Genomic DNA, 21079 nt, shown 5'->3' with positions numbered 1-21079 from the left:
TGCTCAGCCCGGGAAGCGCTTCAGGCCGGTGACCAGCGCATCGCCCATCATGCGCAGGAACAGCGTGCCCATGCCCGGGTAGAAGCGGTTCGGGTCATGGCTGCCGACCGCGATCAGGCCTACGCCCGGCAGTGGCAGCAATGCGGTGGTCTGCACTTCTTCGCTGCGTACGCCATACAGCACGGCGTTCTTTTCCGGCTGCAGGCGGCCACAGATCGGCTCGCCGTCCTTCAGGCAATCGCGGAACGGACCGAGCTGCGCATCATCGGCGGCGATCACCTGCAGCCAGTCGGCCTGTTCCAGTCCCGCCACCGGCGTGTGCACCACCAACCGCACCAGGTCGCCGGCGAAGTCTTCCTGCAGCGAGGCGGCCATCGCACGCAGGGTGTCGGCGGCGTTGTCCTGCTTCATCAGCGCCAGGGTCAGCTGGTGCGTACGCACCGCCAGACGCTCGTTGACCTGTGCGGTGGCGCCCAGATCGGCCAAGCGTCGCGCGAGCTCGCGGTTCTTCTCACGCAGCACTTCCAGCTGGTAGCTGGCCAGCGATGCGGTCGGGCCGTCATCGCGGGGCACCACCAGGGTCAGGGCCAGGTCCGGGAACTGCTTGAGGAAGCCGGGATGACGCCGCAACCAGGCAGCAACTTCGTGGGCCCCGAGCTTGTCGACGGTTTCGGTCATGCGATCCACTCCCCTTCGAAGACGAATGCAGTCGGGCCGGCCATTACCACCGGCTGGCCATCACCCGGCCACTGGATGCGGAGGTCACCACCGGGCAGGCTGATGCGCGCATCGCGCTGCAAGCGGCCACGCTGCATCAGGGTCACCGCAGCGGCACAGGCACCGCTGCCGCAGGCCAGGGTTTCGCCGACGCCGCGCTCGAACACGCGCAGGCGTGCATGCGCGGGGCTCATCACCTGGGCGAAGCCCACGTTCACCGAACGCGGGAACGACGCATGCTGCTGCAGCAGCGAACCGACGCGCTCGACCGGTGCGGCATCGATCAGGCCGACTTCAATCACCGCGTGCGGATTGCCCATCGACACTGCGGCAAAACGCACGGTCTCGCCCTGCAGCGGCAGCAGGTATTCCTCGCGCGGATGGGCGAAGCCCACCAGCGGCACGTTGGCCGGCTCGAACGCGGGCACGCCCATGGTTACCGCGTACTGGCCATCGCCCAGCACCTTCACTTCGTGGCTGGCCAGCGGGCTGTCGATGACGAACGCATCGCCCTGTGCACTGCCCTCGCGCACCAGCCAGGCGGCGATGCAGCGCGCACCGTTGCCGCACTGTTCGGAATTGGAACCATCGGCATTCCAGATCCGGTACGAAGCCACCGAGCCTTCCGCACGCGGCGCTTCGATGGTCAGGATCTGATCGCAGCCGACACCGGTGTGGCGATCGGCCAGGCGCGCGGCCAGCTCGGGCGTAGGCGGCACGGTGCCGTCACGCAGGTCGATCACTACGAAATCATTGCCCGCGCCGTGCATCTTGCTGAAACGCAGCGCCTTGGAACCGGCCTCACTCATTCCCGCTGCCCACCTTCTTCGCGGGCGCAGGCGCCGGCTGGGTCGTCGGCGCGGCCGGGTCCACGGTCGTGGCCGGGGTGCCGGTGCCCTGGGTCTCCGCCGGAGTCGCTTCGTTGGCGGGCTCGGCAACCGGTTCGACCAGTTCTTCCACCGGCACCGGCTTCTGCGGCAGTACCAGCGGGCCCTTGTTGCCGCAGGCGGCGAGGAGCAGCAGCGAAGCCGCTGCCAGCGGAATCAGGATGGCGTTTCGATGGGGGATCTTCATGCCCCGAGTATAGCCATTGGCGGCTGAGCGGTTGGTGCAGGGTGCCGTGCCGCGCATCCGCCGGGCATGGCCCGGCGCTACCGCAACCGGGCCCCCTGGTAGCGCCGGGTCATGCCCGGCGGGGGACGTTACTCGGGTGGCGGCAACGGCCGGGTCCACAACCAGATCGCCACCACGGTCATGCTTCCGATCGAGAACCACTTCACCCAGGCGATCGGCACGCACCACAGCATGATGCCGGCGCACACCGCCATGGTGACCGTGGCCATCCACTTGCCATAACGGCTGACCGCGCCATGCGCCTGCCAGTTGGCGATGGCCGGGCCGAAACGCGGGTGTTGCAGCAACCAGTTGTGCAGGCGCTCGGAACCGCGCGAAGCGGCCCAGGCCGAGATCAGGATGAATACGGTGGTCGGCAGGCCCGGCACGAAGATGCCGACGATGCCGGTGCCGAGGCTGACGTACGCCAGCAGCCACCAGGCCCAGCGGAAACGTACCGGCCGGACCGGCGCGGACGATGCTTTGGCAACGGGTGGGTCGGGCTGGCTCATCGCACAAGGATACCCAGAGCGGTGGCGGCGGCGATATCACCGCCGCCACCGTGCCTCATTCCGCCGCAGCGGCGCCGGCCGGGTCCTGGATACCCAGCTGCTGCAGCACGAAGGCGTATGACTCGGACAGCTCACGGTAGCGCTGGAAGCGCCCCGACTTGCCACCGTGACCAGCTTCCATGTTGGTGCGGAACAGGATCGGAAGATGACCGGTGTTGTCGTCACGCAGCTTGGCCACCCACTTGGCCGGCTCCCAGTACTGCACCTGCGAATCCCACAGGCCGGTGCCCACGAACAGCGCCGGGTAGGCCTGCTTCTTCACGTTGTCATAGGGCGAGTAGGACAGCATGTAGTCGTAGTACGGCTTCTGCTCCGGGTTGCCCCACTCGTCGTATTCGTTGGTGGTCAGCGGAATGGTCGGGTCGAGCATGGTGGTGACCACGTCGACGAACGGCACCTGCGCCACCATCACCCGATAGTCCTGCGGCGCTTGGTTGGCCACCGCGCCCATCAGCAGGCCGCCGGCGCTGCCACCGGAGGCGGCCACGCGATCTTTCGCCGCCCATCCCTGTGCCACCAGGCCACGGGTGACGTCGATGAAATCGTTGAAGGTGTTCTGCTTGTGCAGCAGCTTGCCGTTCTCGTACCAGTCACGGCCCATTTCCTGGCCGCCGCGGATATGCGCAATGGCATACACCACGCCGCGATCGAGCAGGCTCACCGCGGTCTGGTTGAAGTACGGGTCCATCGACATGCCGTAGCTGCCGTAGGCGTACTGGAACAGCGCGCCCTTGCCATCCTTCTGGTAGCCCTTGCGGTAGACCAGCGACACCGGCACCTTGACCCCGTCGCGGGCGGTGATCCACACGCGGTCGGTTTCGTACTTCGATACGTCATAGCCGATCACCGGCTGCTGCTTCAGCTGACGGCGCTCGCCCGTGGCAGTGTTCAGCTCGAACACCGTGGTCGGGGTGGTCATCGAGGTGTAGACGTAACGCAACCACGGCGTATCGGCCTCGGTGTTGTCGCCCAGGCCCATCGAATACGCCGGCTCATCAGCCTTCACGTAATCGCTGCGGCCATCCTTGAACAGCAGGCGGATGCGCTCCAGGCCCTCGGAACGTTCGGCGATGGCGGTATAGCTGTCGAACAGCTCGAAGCCTTCGATGAACACCGCAGCGTCGTGCGCGATCCAGTCCTGCCACTGCGAGCGCGAGGTGGCATCGGTAGGCGCGTTGACCAGCTTGAAGTTCTTCGCACCGTCGTTGGTGCGGATCACCCAGCGGCCATCGTAGTGGTCAGCGTCATACTCGACATCGCGCTGGCGCGGCGCAAGCACGGTGAAGGTGGTCGGATCACTGGCCGGCGCGTAGCGCTCCTCCGAGGACACGGTGCTGTGCACGCCGATGGTGATGAAGCGGTCGTCGCGGGTGCGGCCGATGCCCATGTAGAAACTGTCGTCCTTCTCTTCGTAGACGACGGTGTCGGCACTGGCCGGTGTGCCCAGCACGTGCTTCTTCACGCGCACGGTCAACAGCGTTTCCGGATCGTTCTCGACGTACAGCACGGTGCGGTTGTCGTCGGCCCAGACCAGATCACCGGAGCTGCCGCTGATCACATCGGGCAGCACCTGGCCGGTGCGCAGGTCCTTGAAGCGGATGGTGTACTGGCGGCGGCCGACGTCATCATCTGCCCAGGCCAACAGCTGGTTGTCCTGGCTGACCTCCATCGAGCCGACACTGAAGTAACCCTTGCCGGCGGCCAGTGCATTGACGTCGAGCAGGATCTCCTCGGGCGCTTCCATCGCACCCTTGCGGCGCGCATGGATGGGGTAGTCCTGGCCGGTCTCGTAGCGGCTGTAGTACCAGTAGCCGCGCTCACGCGCCGGCACACTGGAATCGTCCTGCTTGATGCGGCCGACGATCTCCTTGTACAGGGTGTCTTCCAGTGGCTTCAGCGGTGCCAGCAGCTGGTCGGCATAGGCATTCTCGGCCTGCAGGTAGGCCAGCATGTCCTTGTTCTCGCGTTTGTCGTCGCGCAGCCAGTAATAGTCATCGTTGCGGGTCGCGCCGAACGGCGCCTTGACCACGTGCGGATGCTTGGCGGCATCCGGCGGAACGGGCGGAGTGGCGGCGGTAGCGGTGGTGGTCATCAGGCTGGCAAGCAACAGGCAGAGGGTGGATTTCATGAGATAAGGCTCCTGGTGCATCAATGCAATGGTCTTCGACGGGGTCAGATCCCTTTTCCCGAAAAGGGATCTGACCCCAATCCCGGCAATGCGGCAACCCTGCGGATCGTCATGGATCGCGCGCGCCCCTCCTCCGGGTCAGAGCCCTTTTGCACGCAAATGGGATCCGACCCCGGCACGCCGCGTACCATGGCTGCATGAGCACCCTGCCCCACATGCCGGGCTACAGCCGGCGCAGCCATGAAATCGCCCCGTTCCACGTGATGTCCCTGCTGGCCCGCGCACAGGCGCTGGAACAGGCCGGCCATGATGTGATCCACCTGGAGATCGGCGAACCGGACTTCACCACCGCCGAACCGGTCGTACGCGCCGGCCAGGCTGCGCTGGCCGCCGGCCACACCCGATATACCGCCGCGCGCGGCCTGCCGGCCCTGCGCCAGGCGATCAGTGGCTTCTATCGCAGCCACTATGGGCTGGACATCGATCCCGAACGCATCCTGGTCACGCCCGGCGGTTCCGGGGCGCTGCTGCTGGCCAGCAGCCTGCTGGTCGATCCCGGCCGCCACTGGCTGCTGGCCGACCCCGGCTACCCCTGCAACCGCCACTTCCTACGCCTTGTGGAAGGCGGCGCGCAGCTGGTGCCGGTCGGCCCGGACACCGCATACCAGCTCACTCCCTCGCTGGTGGAACAGCACTGGAATGCCGACAGTGTCGGCGCGCTGGTGGCCTCACCCGCCAACCCGACCGGCACCGTGCTCTCCGCCGACGAACTGGCCGCACTATCGAAGGCCCTGCAGGCGCGTGGCGGCCACCTGGTGGTGGACGAGATCTATCACGGCCTGACCTACGGCCTGGACGCAGCCAGCGTGCTGCAGGTGGATGACAGCGCGTTCGTGCTGAACAGCTTCTCCAAATATTTCGGCATGACCGGCTGGCGGCTGGGTTGGCTGGTGGCGCCGCCGGCGGCGGTGCCGGACCTGGAGAAGCTGGCACAGAACCTGTACATCAGCGCCTCCAGCATCGCCCAGCACGCTGCGCTGGCCTGCTTCAGCGCGGAATCGATGGCGATCTTCGAGCAGCGCCGCGAAGCGTTCCGCGAGCGTCGCGATTATCTGTTGCCCGCCCTGCGCGAGCTTGGTTTCCGCATCGAAGTGGAACCGCAGGGTGCGTTCTACCTGTACGCCGACGTCAGCGCGTTTACCGACGACGCGCAGGCGTTCTGTGCGCACTTCCTGGAAACCGAACACGTGGCGTTCACCCCGGGCCTGGATTTCGGCTTCCACCGCGCCAACCAGCACGTGCGGCTGGCCTACACCCAGGAAGTGCCGCGGTTGCAGGAAGCGGTGGCGCGGATCGCACGCGGGTTGAAGCGATTCCGGTAGCGCCGGGCCATGCCCGGCGGCATATTGCCGCGCTCCGCGCTCGCCGGGCATGGCCCGGCGCCACCCGAGAACGAAAAACGCCGCCCTGGGGCGGCGTTTTCCGTTCTGCTTATTCCGTTCTGCTTACTTGCCGCCCAACCGCTCCCACAGGAAGCTGTAGGCCAGTGCAGCCATGTGCGCGGCCTGCGCATTGTTGGCCGCACCGCCGTGGCCACCTTCGATGTTCTCGTAGTAGGTCACGTCCTTGCCGGCGTCGATCATCTTCGCCGCCATCTTGCGGGCGTGGCCCGGGTGCACGCGATCATCGCGGGTGGAGGTGGTGAACAGCACCGGCGGGTAGGTCTTCTTCGCGTCGAACAGATGGTACGGCGAGAAGGTCTTGATGAACTCCCAGTCGCTGGTGTCCGGGTTGCCGTACTCGGCCATCCACGAGGCACCCGCCAGCAGGTGGCTGTAGCGCTTCATGTCCAGCAGCGGTACCTGCACCACCACTGCACCGAACAGTTCCGGGTACTGGGTGAGCATGTTGCCGGTGAGCAGGCCACCGTTGCTGCCGCCCTGCACGCCCAGGTGCTTGGCCGAGGTGATCTTGCGGGTGACCAGGTCCTGCGCCACGGCGGCCATGTCTTCATAAGCCTTGTGACGGTTCTGCTTCAGCGCCGCCTGGTGCCAGCGCGGGCCGTACTCACCACCGCCACGGATGTTGGCGACCACGTACACGCCGCCCTTTTCCAGCCAGGCGCGACCCATGCCACCGGAGTAGCTCGGGGTCAGCGAGATCTCGAAGCCACCGTAGCCGTACAGCAGGGTCGGGTTGGAACCGTCCAGCTTCATCGCCTTGTCGTGCACCACGAAGTACGGCACGCGGGTGCCGTCCTTGCTGGTGGCGAAGTGCTGTTCGATCACCTTGTCCTTGGCATCGAAGAAGGCCGGCATGGTCTTGAGCACTTCCGGCGCCTTCCCGATCTCGGCCAGTGCCAGCGTGGTCGGGGTCAGGTAGTCCGTGGCGGTCAGCCAGACGGCGTCGCTGTCGTTGCTGTCCACCGCGCCCACGGCCAGGGTGCCGAAGGCCGGCGCACCGACGAACTCACTCTTCTGCCAGCCGCTGGCACCCGGGGTCAGCACCGACAGGCGGTTCTTGACGTCGTCGAGCACGTTCAGCACCAGGTGGCTCTTGGTCCAGGTCGCACCGGCCAGCGAGGTGGTCGCGGTCGGGGTGAACAGGACTTCGAAATCACGCTTGCCGGCCAGGAAATCGTCGAGCTTGGTCGCCAGCAGCGAGCCGGAGGCGTAGGTTTTGCCACCTACGGTCCAGGCGTCACGCAGCTCCAGGGTCAGCCACTGCTTGTGCAGGCCCTTCTCCGCCGAGTTCGGCGCGTCGATCTTGGTCAGCGTGCCGTTGTCGGCACGCAGGTACAGCTCGTTGTTGTAGAAGGCCAGGGTGCGGCTGACCAGGTTGCGCTCGAAGCCCGGAGTGTCATCGTGCATCGCCGCGATGTACATGTCTTCCGGCTTGCCTTCGTACACCACGCTGGCCGAGGCCATCGGCGTACCACGCTTCCACAGCTTGGCCACGCGTGGGTAGCCGGAGGTGGTCATCGAGCCGGCACCGAAGTCGGTGTAGACGAATACGGTGTCGCGGTCGATCCAGTTCAGGCCGCCCTTCGATTCCGGACGGAAGAAGCCGTCCTTGATCCAGGACTTGTTGGACAGGTCGAACTCACGGGTGACATCGGCATCGGCGCCGCCGCGCGACAGCGCGATCAGGCAGCGGCTGTAGTCCGGGCGCAGGCAGTCGGCACCGTGCCAGACCCAGTTCTCGCCCTCGGCCTTGTTCAACGCGTCCAGGTCGAGCACGGTTTCCCACTGCGGCGAGGCCTTGCGGTATTCGGCCAGCGTGGTGCGCCGCCACAGGCCGCGCTCGTGCTGCTTGTCCTTCCAGAAGTTGTAGTAGTAGTCGCCGATCTTCTGCACGCCGGGGATCTTGGCATCGGAGTCGAGCACCTCACGGATGCTGGTCTCCATCTGCTTGAAGGCCGGGGTCTGCGCCAGGCGCCCTTCGGACTTGGCGTTCTGTTCCTTGACCCAGGACAGCGGCTTGTCGCCGGTGACGTCCTCCAGCCAGGCGTAGTGATCGGTTTCTTCAGCGGCCACGGCGGTCCCCACCGAGGCAGCGGTCATCATGCCGGCCAACAGGCAGGCGGAAGCGAGTCGTGACATTGCAGCTCCAGGCAGTCATAAGCCCAGGAACGCTAGCACGGAACGTCGCGGCCGCCCCCGTGTCGAAGGTCAGGCCGTGGCCGTCGAGCCGCGCCGGCCTCGAGGCGTCCCGCCGCTGCGACGTCGCGCCTGTCCACCGGTACGACGTGCCAGCCGCAACCACGACAGGCGTGGCAACGGGAAGCGCAGCAGTGCCCACCAGGCCACCAGCGGCATGCCCACCAGCCACATCGGCAGCCAGCCCAGCCAGGTGCTGCTGCCGCGCGCGGCCGGCCAGACCAGTACCAGCGCCAGGCCGGCCAGGGCCAACTGCTGCACGCTGCGCAGCAGGCGCGGGTCGGCACGCTCGAGGATGACGCGTTCAGTTGCAGGGCGAAGGGCGGAACGTGCGTTCATGGGGCTTCTCCGGTAGACAATGCAACACAGCTTGGGCAAGCCCCTTCTCACAGGTTGCGACACCATTGACGGATCGCGTGCACACAGTCGACCATGCGCGTGCAAGCCCACTGGAGCACGCTCCCGCATGACCTCGATCCGCCCGCTCTGCGCCGTGCTGCTGGCCCTGTCCCTGGCGGGCCCCGCCATGGCCGCCAGTGAGCCGCCGTCGCCCCGTGCCAGCGCAACGCGCGCTCCCGCCCTGGACGAACCGATCGACCTGAAGCGCTTCATGGGCACCTGGTACGTGATCGGCCGCGTACCGAACTTCATCGAACGCGGCCATGTCGCCAGCGTCAACCAGTACGAACTGCGCGACGAACACAAGGTCGGCATCACCTACCGCTACCGCGATGGCTTCGGCGAACCCCTGCAGGAAGTCCGCGCCCGCGCCAGCGTCGACCCGGACAGCGGCAACCATGGCTGGCGCACCTGGTTCTATCGCGTGGTGCCTACGCATTCGCGCGTGCTGGAAGTGGCCCCGGACTACTCATGGGCGCTGATCGGCTACCCGGGTCGCGAGATGGCCTGGATCTTCTCGCGCACTCCGGACATGGACAAAGCCCTGTACAAGGAGCTGGCCGAGCGCCTGCGTGACGAGTACGGCGTCAACACCGACAAGCTCAAGCGGGTGCCGCAGCACCCCGAGCAGGTCGGCAAGCTGGGCTACGAAGTGCCGAACGTGCGTTGAGGTGGCGCCGCCGGGCATGGCCCGGCGGACGAACCGATTATTTGCGGCTGTAATGCGTGACCAGGCGGTCGCCGAGCATCTGCAGCAGCTGCACCAGCACCAGCAATACCACCACGGTGACCAGGGCCACGTCGGTACGGTTGCGCTGGTAGCCTTCGCGAAGTGCCAGGTCGCCCAGGCCACCGGAACCAATCGCACCGCCCATTGCCGTGAACCCGACCAGCGCCACCGTGGTCACGGTCGCGGCTGCAATCAGGCCCGGGCGAGCTTCGGGCAACAGTACCCGGCTGACCAGTTGCCAGGTGGTGGCGCCCATCGCCTGTGCCGCCTCGACCACACCGCGGTCTACTTCACGCAGAGCAGTCTCGACCAGCCGCGCGTAGAACGGTGCCGCACCGATGACCAGTGCGGGCAGCGTGCCGAGCACACCGATCGACTGGCCCATCAGCCACAGCGACACCGGGATCAGCACCACCATCAGGATGATGAACGGTACCGAGCGCAGCAGGTTCACCACCAACGCCAGCACGCCGTAGGCGAAGGGCCGGCGCTTCAGCTGCGGCGCCCCGAACACGTACAACAACACGCCCATCGGCAAACCAATGGCCAGAGTCAGTGGCAGCGAACCGGCCATCATCAGCAGCGTCTCGATGGTCGCCTTGCCGATATCCACCCATTTGTCCGCATCCAGGTGGCGGAAGAAACCTTCAGCAGTGGCGGCGATCATCGACGCAGTTCCTCAACGTGCACGCCGGCGGCCACGAATGCGGCCTGCGCGGCGGACTGGTCACCGCCCACCAGGGCGACCACCAGCTGGCCATACGGGGTGTCCTTGATCCGATCGATGCGGCCGGACAAGATGTTGTAATCGACCCCAGTCTGGCGGGCGACGCTGCCGAGCAGGGGTTCATAGGTGTCGCCGCCGAGGAAGGTCAGGCGCACGATGCGACCGCCGACGACGTCGAAATCGCGGTGCAGCGCGCCTTCATCCACGTGCTCCGATTCGCTGACGAAACGGCGCGTGGTCGGATGCTTCGGGTGCAGGAACACCCGAGTGACCGGGCCGGTCTCGACCATCTGGCCGGCATCAAGCACAGCGACGCGGTCGCAGACGCGGCGGATCACGTCCATCTCGTGGGTGATCAGCACGATGGTGAGGCCCAGCTCGCGGTTGATCTTCGACAGCAGTGACAACACCGAGGCGGTGGTCTGCGGGTCGAGCGCACTGGTCGCCTCGTCGCACAGCAGGATCTGCGGGCGGGTCGCCAGCGCACGGGCGATGCCGACGCGCTGCTTCTGGCCACCGGACAACTGGGCCGGGTATTTCTGCGCATGCGCTTCCAGGCCGACGGTCTGCAGCAGCTCGGCCACGCGCGCGTCGATCTCCGTCTTCGGCGTACCGGCCAGCTCCAGCGGGAAGGCGACGTTGCCCGCCACCGTGCGCGAAGACAGCAGGTTGAAGTGCTGGAAGATCATGCCGATGCGCCGACGCAGCGCGCGCAGGCCGTCCGGGTCCAGCGCGGTGACATCCTCGCCGCCGATCAACAGCCGTCCACCGCTGGGCTCTTCCAGGCGGTTGATCATGCGGATCAGGGTCGACTTGCCGGCGCCGGAATGGCCGATGATGCCGAACACCTCACCGGCCTCGATGGTCAGGTCCAGCGGTTGCAGCGCGCTGACTTCGCGGCCGGCAACGGCATAGGATTTGTGCAGGCGCTGGAACTCGATCACGGGCGTGACTCACCGGCTGGGTGGGGGAAGGGGGCGTGCAGCCTACCAGCGTGGGGGCTTGCGCGCCCGCGCCATGGGCCAGAATGTTATTCCTTTTGGTTCTAAGTCACCCAAACCGGAGCGTTGGCTGGGGTCAGAGCCCCTGCGGGATCCGACCCCGGGGCCGGATCCCCGCAGGGGCTCTAACCCCATTCCCCGGCCCAACCGACTCAGGGATGATCCAGCGGCTTCGGCGGCTCCTGCCGGTTCACCCGCTCGCGGTGCAGCAGGTACAGGCCGGAGGCGACAATGATCGCCGCTCCCACCCAGGTATAGCCATCCGGCAGCTGGCCCCAGAAGGCCAGATCCCAGCCGATCACCCAGACCAGGCCGCTGTACTCCAGCGGCGCGATCATCGAGGCCTCGCCCAGCTGGAACGCCTTGGTCAGGGCAATCTGGCCCAGCGCTCCGGCCAGCCCCATACCGGCGATCAGCGGCGCATGCGCCAGCTGCAGCGGCACCCAGCCCGGAATCGCCAGCAGGCCGGCGCCGATGGCCATGATCACCAGGAACCAGACCACCATCGACTGCGAGGTATCGGTGCGGGTCAGCAGGCTGACCGTGATCGCGGCGATGGCATAGGCGGTGGCCGCCGCCAGCACCATCAACCCTGGCACCGAGATGAAGCCGTCCACGCCCGGCCGCAGTACCACCAGCACGCCGATCAGGCCGATGCCGATGGCCACCCAGCGCCGCGGGCCGACCCGTTCACCCAGCAGCGGCACCGACAACGCGGCGATCAGCAGCGGGGCGACAAAATAGATGGTGTAGGCGGTGGACAGCGGCAGATCGCGCAGGGCGAACACGAAGCAGCCGATCATCGCCATGCCCAGCGCGCCACGCAGCAGGTGCAACCCCCAGCGACGCGGGATCAGCGAGCGCGGGCCGGCGCTGACCAGTACCCAGACCAGCACGAACGGCAGCGAGGCCGCGCCACGCAGGAAGGTCACTTCCAGGGTGGGATAGCTGGCCGACAGCTGTTTCATGCCAGCGTCCATCAGCGAGAAACAGGCGACCGCCGCAACCATCCAGGTCACCGCGCGCGAGGGAGAGCGTTGCAGGTTCATGGCCCATTATCGCCCGCCTGTTGCTCTTATGTAGCGCCGAGCCAAGCCTGGCTGGCCGTCTTGTAGAGTCGAGCCATGCTCGGCTGCTCTTCACAAAGCAGCCGAGCATGGCTACAGAAAGCGGGCATGCAGGCCGGCGCGATAGAATGGCCGCCACTGAATTCTGCGGAGTACCGCCCATGCCTTCCTTCGACGTCGTGTCCGAAGTCGACACCCACGAGCTGACCAACGCCATCGACCAGGCCAACCGCGAGCTCGCCACCCGCTTCGATTTCAAGGGCGTGGATGCCAAGTTCGAACGCGATGGCGATGTCATCAACCAGACTGCGCCGACCGAGTTCCAGCTCAAGCAGATGAACGACATCCTGCGTGCACGCCTGGCCGCGCGCGGCATCGACGTGCTCAGCCTGGAATTCGGCGATATCGAAACCAACCTGGCGCAGGCCCGGCAGAAGATCACCGTCAAGCAGGGCATCGAGCAGAAGATCGCCAAGAAGATCGCCGCGGCACTGAAGGATGCCAAGCTGAAGGTGGAGAGCCAGATCAACGGCGACAAGCTGCGCGTGCAGGGCAAGAAGCGCGACGACCTGCAGGACGCCATCGCCGTGCTGAAGGCCGGCAAGTTCGAGCTGCCGCTGCAGTTCAACAACTTCCGCGACTGATGGATGCCGCCGGGCCATGCCCGGCGACCTTCCGGTCAATCGCGCAGCAGCTTGTACAGCGTGGTGCGCGAGATACCCAGCTGGCGTGCGGCCAGACTGAGATTGCCGTCTGCGGCCTGTGCCGCACGCCGTGCCGCCTCTCGTTGCTGGTCACGCAGCTGCGGCGCACCCGGGTTTGTCGGCGCACTCCGCCGCGCGCCGCGCCGCAATGCACCTCGCGGTGCCTGCAGATGCTGCAGGTAGACCGCACTGCCCTCGCCCAGACGGACCCGATGCGGCGCACCCGGTTGCAGCAGGCGACGCCGTTGCGCCGCACTGGCACCGGCAAACAGCGCCTCCAGACTCAGCAACGGCAGCGGCCCGCGCCGTGGCAGACCCAACAGGCGCCTTGCAACGCGGTTGGCCGCGCGCAGCTGGCCGTCCTCCTGCACCGCCAGCAGCCCCTGCAGCGGCGACGCCAGCCAGCGTGGATCATGCTGCACGGCCAGCAGGTGCACGTCGGTGAGGGCATGGAACAGGCGGTTCTCGCTGGCCAGTGCCGCCTGCCGGAAATAGCCCTGCAGCAAGGACGGATCGCGCTCACCCAGGCCGGTGATGTCGATCACCCCGAAGACCTTGCCGTCGAGATCGTGCAGCGGCTCGCTGAGGCAGAACACCGGGGCGAAACGCTGCAGGTAGTGCTCGTTGCCACGCACCAGTGCCGGCAGGTCGTCGGCCAGGCTGACCGCCGGTGCCGTGGTGCCGATTTCGCTCTCGCCCAGCCGTCGGCCAACCTGGATCGGCCTTAACAGGGGCGCGTCTTCCAGGCCATGCGCCTGCTGCGCGACCACCATGCCGTCGCGGTTGGCGCAGAACATCGTCCAGCCACGCCCACCGAAGGCCGCCCAGAGTTGTTGCAGCTCCGGCTGCACGCAGCGCGCCAGGCGTCTGTCATCGGGATGGGACAGATGGCGGCCATCGCCCAGCAGCGGCCGGTAGTCCGGCTCCTGCCCCGGCTGCAGACCGGCCGCACGTGAGCGCTGCCACGACTGCTGCAGCGGCAAGGGCAGGAGGCCCAATGACCGCGCATCCCCCTCGGCGAAGGCCGCCCGGGCGGCCACCAACTGTTGTTGTCCCAGTGCGGAAGCCATCATGGAGGCAGAGTACACCCGCGTTCGCCATGCCCGTGTTACGCCACGGCAACGGAACGTTTCCGCCAGGGATTCCTTACCCAATCAATCAAGGGGTCGGAGCCGCTTTCCGGAGGAAATCGGCTCCGACCCCATCGCATGTCCAACAGATCGCGGAGACCTGTCCAAGGCGGGGGGCCGCACCCAGCCGTGCCCCCCTGCACTTACGCCGCGATGCGCAGGATCGGCTTCAACGTGATGCCACGGGTGCTGTCTTCGGCGGCCTGGTTGATCTGTTCCAGCGGATAGAACTTCACCAGCTTGTCGAACGGGAAACGGCCCTGCTGGAACAGTGTCACCAGCTGCGGAATGAACACCTGCGGCACGCTGTCACCCTCGACGATGCCGCGGATGCTGCGACCGCCGAGCAGCAGGTTGTTCACATCGAAACTGGCGGTGGTGCCCAGCTTCGGCGCACCGACCACGCCCATCATGCCAAGCCCGCCGAGCGCTTCGATGCCGGCGGAGAGCACTTCCGGGCGACCGGTCGATTCCAGCGCAAAATCAGCGCCGCCGCCGGTGATCGCACGCACGGCCTCGACCACATCGGTCTCGCGGCTGTTGATCACGTGGGTGGCCCCCAGCTCCAGCGCCAATTCCAGGCGCGACGGCACCACATCGATGGCGATGATGGTGGTGGCGCCAGCCACCTTGGCCGCCATCACCGCGCTCAGGCCGACTGCACCGGCACCGTAACTGGCGAAGCTGCTGCCGGACCGCACCTGCAGCGAGTTGAGCACCGCGCCCGCGCCGGTCTGGATGCCACAGCCCAACGGGCCGAGCAGTTCCAGCGGTGCATCGTCCGGCACCTTGATTGCATTGATCTCGCGTGCGAGTGCGTAGGTGGCGAACGAGGACTGTGCGAAGAAGTGGTCGTGCAACGACTGGCCCTGCGCATCGGTGATCGCGGTATGGCCGTGACCATCGTCGCCACCGAAGTTGAGCGCAAAGAAATCGCGGCAATACGCGCCGTGGCCGCCACGGCAGGGATTGCAGTGGCCACAGGCACCGTAGGTCAGCACCACATGATCGCCGGCCTTCAGTTCCTTGACGTTGGGCCCGACCGCTTCAACGATGCCGGCGCCTTCATGGCCAAGCACCGCCGGCAACGGCACCGGATAGTACTGGTCGCGCACGATCAGGTCGGTATGGCACAGGCCCGTGGCCACCACCTTCACCAGCACTTCGTCGTCCTGTGGGCCGCGCAGCGTGGCCTGCTCGATGACGAAAGGTTGTTCCTTGCCGCGTACCACGGCGGCGGTGATCTCACGGGTTGCAGTGTCAATGTTCATACGTGGATCCTCCTGGATCAGATCGGATAGGCGGGCGCTTCGCCCTTGACGGTCAGCCACTGCCACTGGGTGAATTCTTCGCCGTTGGCCGGGCCACCGATACTGGTGCCGTTGCCGGATGCGCCGACGCCACCGAAAGGATTGATCACCTCGTCGTTCACGGTCTGATCGTTGATGTGCAGCAGGCCGGTGCGCAGGCGTTCGCCGATCTTCAGCGCGCGGCCGACATTGCTGGAAATGATCGCCATCGACAGTCCGTACTCGCTGTCGTTGGCCAAACGCACGGCTTCGTCGTCATCGTCGAACGGCACCACCACCGCCACCGGCGCGAAGATTTCTTCGTTGAATGCCGGATTGTCGGCCGCGACGTTGCCAAGCACGGTCGGTGCGAAGAACAGGTCCCGGTGCGTACCGCCCGCTTCCAGCGTGGCGCCGGCCTGTACCGCCTGCTCGACCACGCGCACGGCGTGGTCGCGCTGACCGGCGTTGATCAGCGGGCCTATCGCTACGTCCTCGCGTGCAGGATCGCCCACCTTGAGCGCGTTGGCCTTCGCCACCAGCTTCTGCAGGAACGCGGCGTGGATCTTCCGGTGCACCAGCACGCGGCCGGTCGCCATGCAGATCTGGCCCTGGTGCAGGTAGACACCCCACGCAGTGTTGGCCACCGCCAGATCGAGGTCGGCATCGTCGAGAATGATCAGCGAATTCTTGCCCCCCAGCTCCAGCGAGACCTTTTTCAGGTGCTTGCCCGCGGCCTCGCCCACCTTGCGCCCGGCCGCCGTGGAGCCTGTGAACTGGATCATCGCCACGTTCGGATCGCTGGTCAGTGCAGCACCGGCCGCACCGTCACCCGGCAGCATGTGCAGCACGCCCGCCGGCAGGTCGGCCTGCTCGAACAAACGCGCGATCACCGCGCCACCACACACCGCCGTGCGCGGATCGGGCTTGAGTACCACTGCATTGCCGAGTGCAATCGCCGGGGCCACCGCGCGCATTGCCAGGTACAGCGGGAAATTGAACGGCGAAATGATCCCCACCACGCCCAGCGGCCGGCGCCGTGCCAGGTTCAGCCGCCCCGGTTCAGAGGGCAGGATCTCGCCCACGCTGCGCGACGGCAGTGCGGCGGCCTCCTGCAGCGCCTTGATCGTCACCTTGGCCTCGAAGCCAGCCTTGAGGCGGGTCGAGCCGCTTTCGCGGACCAGCCAGTCGATGAGGGTATCGATGTTCTCCTCGGCCAGCCGCGCAGCCTTGCGCAGCACCTCGGCGCGCTGTTCATACGGTGCGGCGGCCCACGCCCGTTGTGCCTGCGCAGCGGTAGCTGCCGAACGCGCCACCTGCGCCGGTTCCGCCAGGCCGATCTCGCCGAGCGACTGGCCGGTAGCCGGTTCGATCACCGGCTGCCGCTGCACAGCAGCCTGCCAGTGCCCATCGAAGAAGGCGCCGGCCCAGAGAGCGTCCGGCAGCCACGGGGAAGATGCAGTCATGGGTGTCCTCCTGTGTCGTGCATCCATTCCACGCCCGTCGCCCCGGGCTGGCAATCGGCCATCCATCGGTAGCGCGCAACGGTTTGAATCTTCGGGGATTTCCAGCTTCGCCACTGTCCAGTTCCTGCACAGTGGACAGCGCAGCACCGGCACACTGCCTACAATGGCGGCCCCGCCAGCCACGTGCCCGCCATGACCGATTCCCACCTGCCCACCGATGACCCGATCGCCGCCACCCGCCTGTGGCTGGAGCGCATCGTCATCGGCCTGAACCTGTGCCCGTTCGCCAAGGCGGTGTACGTGAAGGACCAGGTCCGCATCGTGCTCAGCGATGCGACCACGCCGGAAGCCCTGGTTGAACAGCTGGCCGAGGAGCTGGTGCTGCTGCGCGATACCCCGGCCGAGCAGATCGACACCACCCTGATCGTGCATCCGCAGGTGTTGACCGACTTCCTCGACTACAACGATTTCCTCGACAACGCCGACGCGGCCATCGAAGCGCTGGACCTGCAGGGCATCCTGCAGGTGGCCAGCTTCCACCCGGACTACCAGTTCGATGGCGTGGCCGCAGACGACGCCAGCAACTACACCAATCGCGCGCCCTTCCCCACCCTGCACCTGCTGCGCGAAGACAGCGTGGCACGCGCGGTGGATGTCTATCCGGACCCGGACGTGATCGTCGAGCGCAACATCCAGACCCTGGACCGCATCGGTGTGGACGGCTGGCACCGCCGCCTGCGCGGCGAAGACCTGACGTGAGCACGGTGCCGCCGATTGCTGCATGGCCGGCCGCGCCACTGTCGGGCAAGGTCGTGCTGGTCACCGGCGGCGCCAACGGCATCGGCCGTGGCATTGCCCAGGCCGTGCTCGGTGCCGGTGGACGCGTGCTGATCGGCGATCTGGACGCCGAGGCTGGCGAAGCGTGCCTGGCGGAATGGCGGCGCGGCGACGATGCCGCGTTCCAACCGTTGGACATCACCGATGAAGCCAGCGTGCGCGCTTTCATCGCCGTAGCCCTGCAGCATTTCGGTCGCATCGATGGGCTGGTCAACAACGCGGGCATCGCTGGACCGCACGGGACGTTGCTGCAGGACATGGACTGGAACGAATGGCAGCGCCGTCTGTCCTCGCTGCATGGTGCATTCCTGTGCAGCAAGCATGCGCTGCCGGCACTCTCGGCGAATGCTGCCGGCGCGATCATCAACATCGCCTCGACCCGCGCGTGGCAATCCGAATCACACAGCGAAGCCTATGCCGCAGCCAAGGGTGGACTGGTCGCCTTCACCCACGCGCTGGCGATCAGCAGCGGGCCGGCGGTGCGGGTGAACAGCATCAGCCCCGGCTGGATCGGCACCACTGCGTGGCAGGCACCCTCACGGCGCCACGCGCCGGAATACTCAGCCATCGACCATGCGCAACACCCGGTGGGCCGGGTCGGCCGCCCCGAAGACATCGGTGCACTGGCGGTGTACCTGCTGTCGTCGCTGTCCGGTTTCACCACCGGCCAGGACTTCATCGTGGACGGCGGCATGACCCGGAAGATGATCTACGTCGAATGATCCCACGGCGCGACGCCCGGTAGAGGCCAACCTTGGTTGGCCTGGGCTTTTCGCCAACCAAGGTTGGCGCCTACCAAGGCGTTACGCCATGTCCGAACATTCCGGTAGATCCACGCCATGCGTGGATGATCGTTGGCCTTACGCCATGCCCGAATGGCGCAGCAGCGCATCGATCTGCGGCGCGCGGCCACGGAAGGCCTTGAAGTTCTCCGCCGCCGGGCGACTGCCACCACGAGAAAGGATCTCTTCGCGGAAGCGCGCGCCGGTTTCAGCCAGCGCCTGCGGCGCCTCCTCGAACGCCGCATAGGCATCGGCGCTCAGCACCTCGGCCCACTTGTAGCTGTAGTAACCGGCTGCGTAGCCGCCGGCAAAGATGTGGCTGAACTGATGCGGGAAGCGGTTCCAGACCGGCGGATGGTTCACCGCCACTTCCGCGCGCACGCGGTCGAGCAGTGCCAGCACGCTGTCCTGCGCCGGCTCGAACTGGCTGTGCAGCAGCATGTCGAACAGGCCGAACTCCAGCTGGCGAACGGTGGCCATGCCGCTATGGAAGTTGCGTGCGGCCAGCATGCGCTCGTACAGCGCGCGCGGCAGCGGCTCACCCGTTTCCACATGCCCGGTCATGCCCTGCAGGTGGTCCCATTCCCAGCAGAAGTTCTCCATGAACTGGCTGGGCAGCTCCACCGCGTCCCATTCCACGCCGTTGATGCCGGCCACGCCCAGTTCGCCGATGCGGGTCAGCAGCTGATGCAGGCCGTGGCCCATCTCATGGAACAGGGTGGTCACTTCATTGTGGCTGAAGGTAGCCGGCTTACCGTTGGCACCGCGACCAAAGTTGCACACCAGGTAGACCAGCGGCGTCTGCACGCTGCCGTCGGTACGCTCGCGACGGTTGCGGCAGTCATCCATCCACGCGCCGCCACGCTTGCCCTCGCGGGCGTACAGGTCCAGGTAGAACTGGCCCACCAGGGCGCCCTGCGCATCCACCAGGCGGAAGAAGCGCACGTCCTCATGCCAGACCGGCGCGCTGTCTTCCTGCACGCGCAGGCCGTACAGCTGCTCGATCACCGAGAACAGGCCGCCGAGTACCTTCGGTTCGGTGAAATACTGCTTCACTTCCTGCTCGGAGTAGCTGTAACGCGCCTGCTTCAGGCGGTCGGCGGCGAACGCCAGATCCCAGGCCTGCAGGCTGTCGATACCGAGATGCTCGCGGGCGAACTGCTCCAGCTCGGCGCGGTCCTTGGCGGCGAACGGCTTGGCGCGCGCGGCCAGGTCACGCAGGAAACCGAGCACCTCGGCCGGGTCCTGCGCCATCTTGGTCGCCACCGAATAATCGCCATACGAGCCGAAACCGAGCAGCGCGGCCAGTTCAGCGCGCAAGGCCAGGATGCGGTCGATGTTACCGCTGTTGTCCAATGCATCGTCGCCGAACTCGGACGCACGCTGTGCGCTGGCGCGGTAAAGGATCTCGCGCAGGTCGCGGTCCTCACCCCAGGTCTGCACCGGCAGGTAGCACGGCATCTGCAAGGTCAGTTTCCAGCCGGTCTTGCCGTCCTTCTCTGCTGCAGCATGCGCGGCAGCCTTCACGTCTTCCGGCAGGCCCTTCAGTCGCGCTTCGTCCTCGATGATCAGCGACCACGCATCAGTGGCGTCGAGCACGTTCTGCGAGAACTTCGCCGACAGCGCCGACAGCTCTTCCTTGATTGCCGCGAAACGCTGCTGCGCCTCGGGTGCCAGCTCAGCGCCACCCAAGCGGAAATCGCGCAACGTGTTGTCCAGCACCTTGCGCTGGGCCTCGTCAAAGTGCGCCGCCTCGGCGCTGGCAGCCAGGGTCTGGTACTGCCGGTACAACGCCAGGTTCTGGCCCAGCGCACTGGCGAAACGGGTCACCCGTGGCAGGTTGCTGTTGTAGACCTCGCGCAGTTCCGGGGTGTTGACCACGCCCTGCAGGTGGCCGACCAGGCCCCAAGCGCGCCACAGGCGTTCGGTGGCATCGTCCAGCGGGGCAACGAAGGTCTCCCAGCGCACCGGCTGCACCTGCTCGGCTGCGCTGACGGCGGCTTCGGCCTCGGCCAGCAGCACGTCCAGCGCCGGCGCCACGTGCTCGGGGCGGATCGCCTCGAAGCGCGGCAGGCCGGAAAAATCGAGCAGGGGGTTGGCAACGGTCACGGCAGATCTCCAGGGTACGGGCCCGACAGGCGGGCAGCACGGTAGATATGGCGCTGCCGGGCGTGGCTGACAAGGGGGCGCTGCCCGGTATTCACGTCGGCCTTACGGTCGCGGTTCGAAGCTCTGGCTGCGGGGGAGTCCGCAGCGGTAGGTACCCAACGAGGGCCCACATGGAAGGTCTGGCTGCAGTTGCATCCGTCTCATCGGCGCGGTCGCTGGCGTTGTCCGCCAGCGCGGCCGAGCTGACCTGGATCGCCGCGCTGTGCGATGCCGGCGACGACGCCCCGCGCCACCTGCAGCAGTTGCAGGCCGTGCTTCAGCAGGGCGGCACCTTCAACGATGCCCAGGAGTGGTACCCGTTCGAGGTGATCGAACGCGGCGCCAGCCAGCTGCGGCTGGGCCATGAGCGCGAGTTTGTGATCTGCGTGCTGCTGTGGCTGCAGGCACTGGCCCAGGGCCGGGCCAGCGGCCTGGACCCGAGCCTGCACCTGGATGATCGCGCGATGGACATCGAGGCATTGCCCGATGCGCTGCGCGATGCAGTGCTGGATGCGTTCACCGCAGCGGGGTATTGATCGGGGTGCGACACACCGCTGCGCTCGCCGGGCATGGCCCGGCGCTACCCTCCCAGCACGATCGGTAGCGCCGG

Annotated in this window: 20 protein-coding genes; 6 read left to right on the top strand and 14 right to left on the bottom strand. The window is 66.7% G+C overall.

All coding sequences use genetic code 11. The annotated features are described in order from the left end of the window. Positions 1–3: 3 nt before the first annotated feature. The 5 genes from DI041_RS05895 to DI041_RS05875 form a co-directional block, all read right to left on the bottom strand. Entirely contained in the window at positions 4–678 is a 675-nt protein-coding gene (locus DI041_RS05895; protein ID WP_006393359.1) for a DUF484 family protein, read from the bottom strand. Then, positions 675–1526, bottom strand: coding sequence for a diaminopimelate epimerase (gene dapF, locus DI041_RS05890; protein WP_046985004.1), 852 nt, complete (start codon positions 1524–1526; stop codon positions 675–677). The genes DI041_RS05895 and dapF overlap by 4 nt, the downstream gene beginning before the upstream one ends. Next, positions 1519–1791 carry an LPS translocon maturation chaperone LptM gene (gene lptM / locus DI041_RS05885; protein WP_012512147.1) on the bottom strand — a complete coding sequence of 91 codons (273 nt, stop codon included), beginning with the start codon at positions 1789–1791 and terminating at the stop codon, positions 1519–1521. Before lptM ends, dapF begins: the two co-directional genes overlap by 8 nt. Before the next feature lie 128 nt (positions 1792–1919). Then, positions 1920–2342, bottom strand: coding sequence for a YbaN family protein (locus tag DI041_RS05880; RefSeq protein WP_046985003.1), 423 nt, complete (start codon positions 2340–2342; stop codon positions 1920–1922). Positions 2343–2397: 55 nt separating this feature from the next. Then, a complete protein-coding gene (locus tag DI041_RS05875) occupies positions 2398–4530 on the bottom strand; it encodes a S9 family peptidase (protein ID WP_136639036.1) in 2133 nt (710 codons plus the stop codon). A 197-nt stretch (positions 4531–4727) separates the two neighbouring features. On the opposite strand from DI041_RS05875, the gene DI041_RS05870 reads away from it, so the two are divergent. Further along, positions 4728–5912, top strand: a complete 1185-nt coding sequence (locus tag DI041_RS05870; protein ID WP_136639037.1) for a pyridoxal phosphate-dependent aminotransferase — start codon at positions 4728–4730, stop codon at positions 5910–5912. A 123-nt stretch (positions 5913–6035) separates the two neighbouring features. Here DI041_RS05870 and DI041_RS05865 read toward each other — a convergent pair whose 3' ends face one another. Both DI041_RS05865 and DI041_RS05860 read right to left on the bottom strand, forming a co-directional pair. Continuing rightward, positions 6036–8132 carry a prolyl oligopeptidase family serine peptidase gene (locus tag DI041_RS05865; RefSeq protein WP_136639038.1) on the bottom strand — a complete coding sequence of 699 codons (2097 nt, stop codon included), beginning with the start codon at positions 8130–8132 and terminating at the stop codon, positions 6036–6038. Between the two features lie 69 nt (positions 8133–8201). Continuing rightward, the gene (locus DI041_RS05860) at positions 8202–8528 is read right to left on the bottom strand and encodes a hypothetical protein (RefSeq protein ID WP_136639039.1); all 327 of its coding nucleotides are present in this window, start codon (positions 8526–8528) and stop codon (positions 8202–8204) included. Between the two features lie 127 nt (positions 8529–8655). Between DI041_RS05860 and DI041_RS05855 the strand changes: the two genes are divergently transcribed. Then, on the top strand, positions 8656–9258 hold the full coding sequence (locus DI041_RS05855; protein WP_046984998.1) for a lipocalin family protein: 603 nt from the start codon (positions 8656–8658) through the stop codon (positions 9256–9258). Positions 9259–9295: 37 nt separating this feature from the next. Here the strand turns inward: DI041_RS05855 and DI041_RS05850 are convergent, their stop codons facing one another. The 3 genes from DI041_RS05850 to DI041_RS05840 all read right to left on the bottom strand — a co-directional run bounded on the left by DI041_RS05850 (position 9296) and on the right by DI041_RS05840 (position 12095). Next, entirely contained in the window at positions 9296–9985 is a 690-nt protein-coding gene (locus DI041_RS05850; protein ID WP_046984997.1) for a methionine ABC transporter permease, read from the bottom strand. After that, positions 9982–10989: a methionine ABC transporter ATP-binding protein gene (locus DI041_RS05845; RefSeq protein ID WP_136639040.1), complete on the bottom strand. Its 1008-nt coding sequence runs from the start codon at positions 10987–10989 to the stop codon at positions 9982–9984. Before DI041_RS05845 ends, DI041_RS05850 begins: the two co-directional genes overlap by 4 nt. A gap of 209 nt (positions 10990–11198) precedes the next feature. After that, a complete protein-coding gene (locus DI041_RS05840) occupies positions 11199–12095 on the bottom strand; it encodes a DMT family transporter (protein WP_012512153.1) in 897 nt (298 codons plus the stop codon). A 179-nt stretch (positions 12096–12274) separates the two neighbouring features. Here DI041_RS05840 and DI041_RS05835 point away from each other — a divergent pair, with 179 nt between their 5' ends. Beyond that, positions 12275–12757 carry a YajQ family cyclic di-GMP-binding protein gene (locus tag DI041_RS05835; RefSeq protein ID WP_006471121.1) on the top strand — a complete coding sequence of 161 codons (483 nt, stop codon included), beginning with the start codon at positions 12275–12277 and terminating at the stop codon, positions 12755–12757. A 35-nt stretch (positions 12758–12792) separates the two neighbouring features. Here the strand turns inward: DI041_RS05835 and DI041_RS05830 are convergent, their stop codons facing one another. The 3 genes from DI041_RS05830 to DI041_RS05820 form a co-directional block, all read right to left on the bottom strand. Next, a complete protein-coding gene (locus DI041_RS05830) occupies positions 12793–13887 on the bottom strand; it encodes a helix-turn-helix domain-containing protein (protein ID WP_248298545.1) in 1095 nt (364 codons plus the stop codon). Between the two features lie 203 nt (positions 13888–14090). Beyond that, positions 14091–15218, bottom strand: coding sequence for an NAD(P)-dependent alcohol dehydrogenase (locus tag DI041_RS05825; RefSeq protein ID WP_006393723.1), 1128 nt, complete (start codon positions 15216–15218; stop codon positions 14091–14093). Positions 15219–15235: 17 nt separating this feature from the next. Continuing rightward, the gene (locus tag DI041_RS05820; protein WP_136639041.1) at positions 15236–16702 is read right to left on the bottom strand and encodes a benzaldehyde dehydrogenase; all 1467 of its coding nucleotides are present in this window, start codon (positions 16700–16702) and stop codon (positions 15236–15238) included. A gap of 192 nt (positions 16703–16894) precedes the next feature. Here DI041_RS05820 and DI041_RS05815 point away from each other — a divergent pair, with 192 nt between their 5' ends. Then, positions 16895–17461, top strand: a complete 567-nt coding sequence (locus DI041_RS05815) for a DUF1415 domain-containing protein (protein WP_032129027.1) — start codon at positions 16895–16897, stop codon at positions 17459–17461. Beyond that, on the top strand, positions 17458–18261 hold the full coding sequence (locus DI041_RS05810) for an SDR family oxidoreductase (protein ID WP_136639042.1): 804 nt from the start codon (positions 17458–17460) through the stop codon (positions 18259–18261). Before DI041_RS05815 ends, DI041_RS05810 begins: the two co-directional genes overlap by 4 nt. Before the next feature lie 138 nt (positions 18262–18399). On the opposite strand, the gene DI041_RS05805 is transcribed toward DI041_RS05810, so the two are convergent. Next, positions 18400–20430, bottom strand: a complete 2031-nt coding sequence (locus DI041_RS05805; RefSeq protein WP_136639043.1) for a M3 family metallopeptidase — start codon at positions 20428–20430, stop codon at positions 18400–18402. A gap of 170 nt (positions 20431–20600) precedes the next feature. Between DI041_RS05805 and DI041_RS05800 the strand changes: the two genes are divergently transcribed. Continuing rightward, a complete protein-coding gene (locus DI041_RS05800) occupies positions 20601–21005 on the top strand; it encodes a hypothetical protein (protein ID WP_046984990.1) in 405 nt (134 codons plus the stop codon). Positions 21006–21079 lie beyond the last annotated feature (74 nt).

This window comes from Stenotrophomonas maltophilia, assembly GCF_004920835.1.
Classification (GTDB): domain Bacteria; phylum Pseudomonadota; class Gammaproteobacteria; order Xanthomonadales; family Xanthomonadaceae; genus Stenotrophomonas; species Stenotrophomonas maltophilia_AQ.
This window is presented reverse-complemented; position numbering and strand designations above follow the sequence as displayed.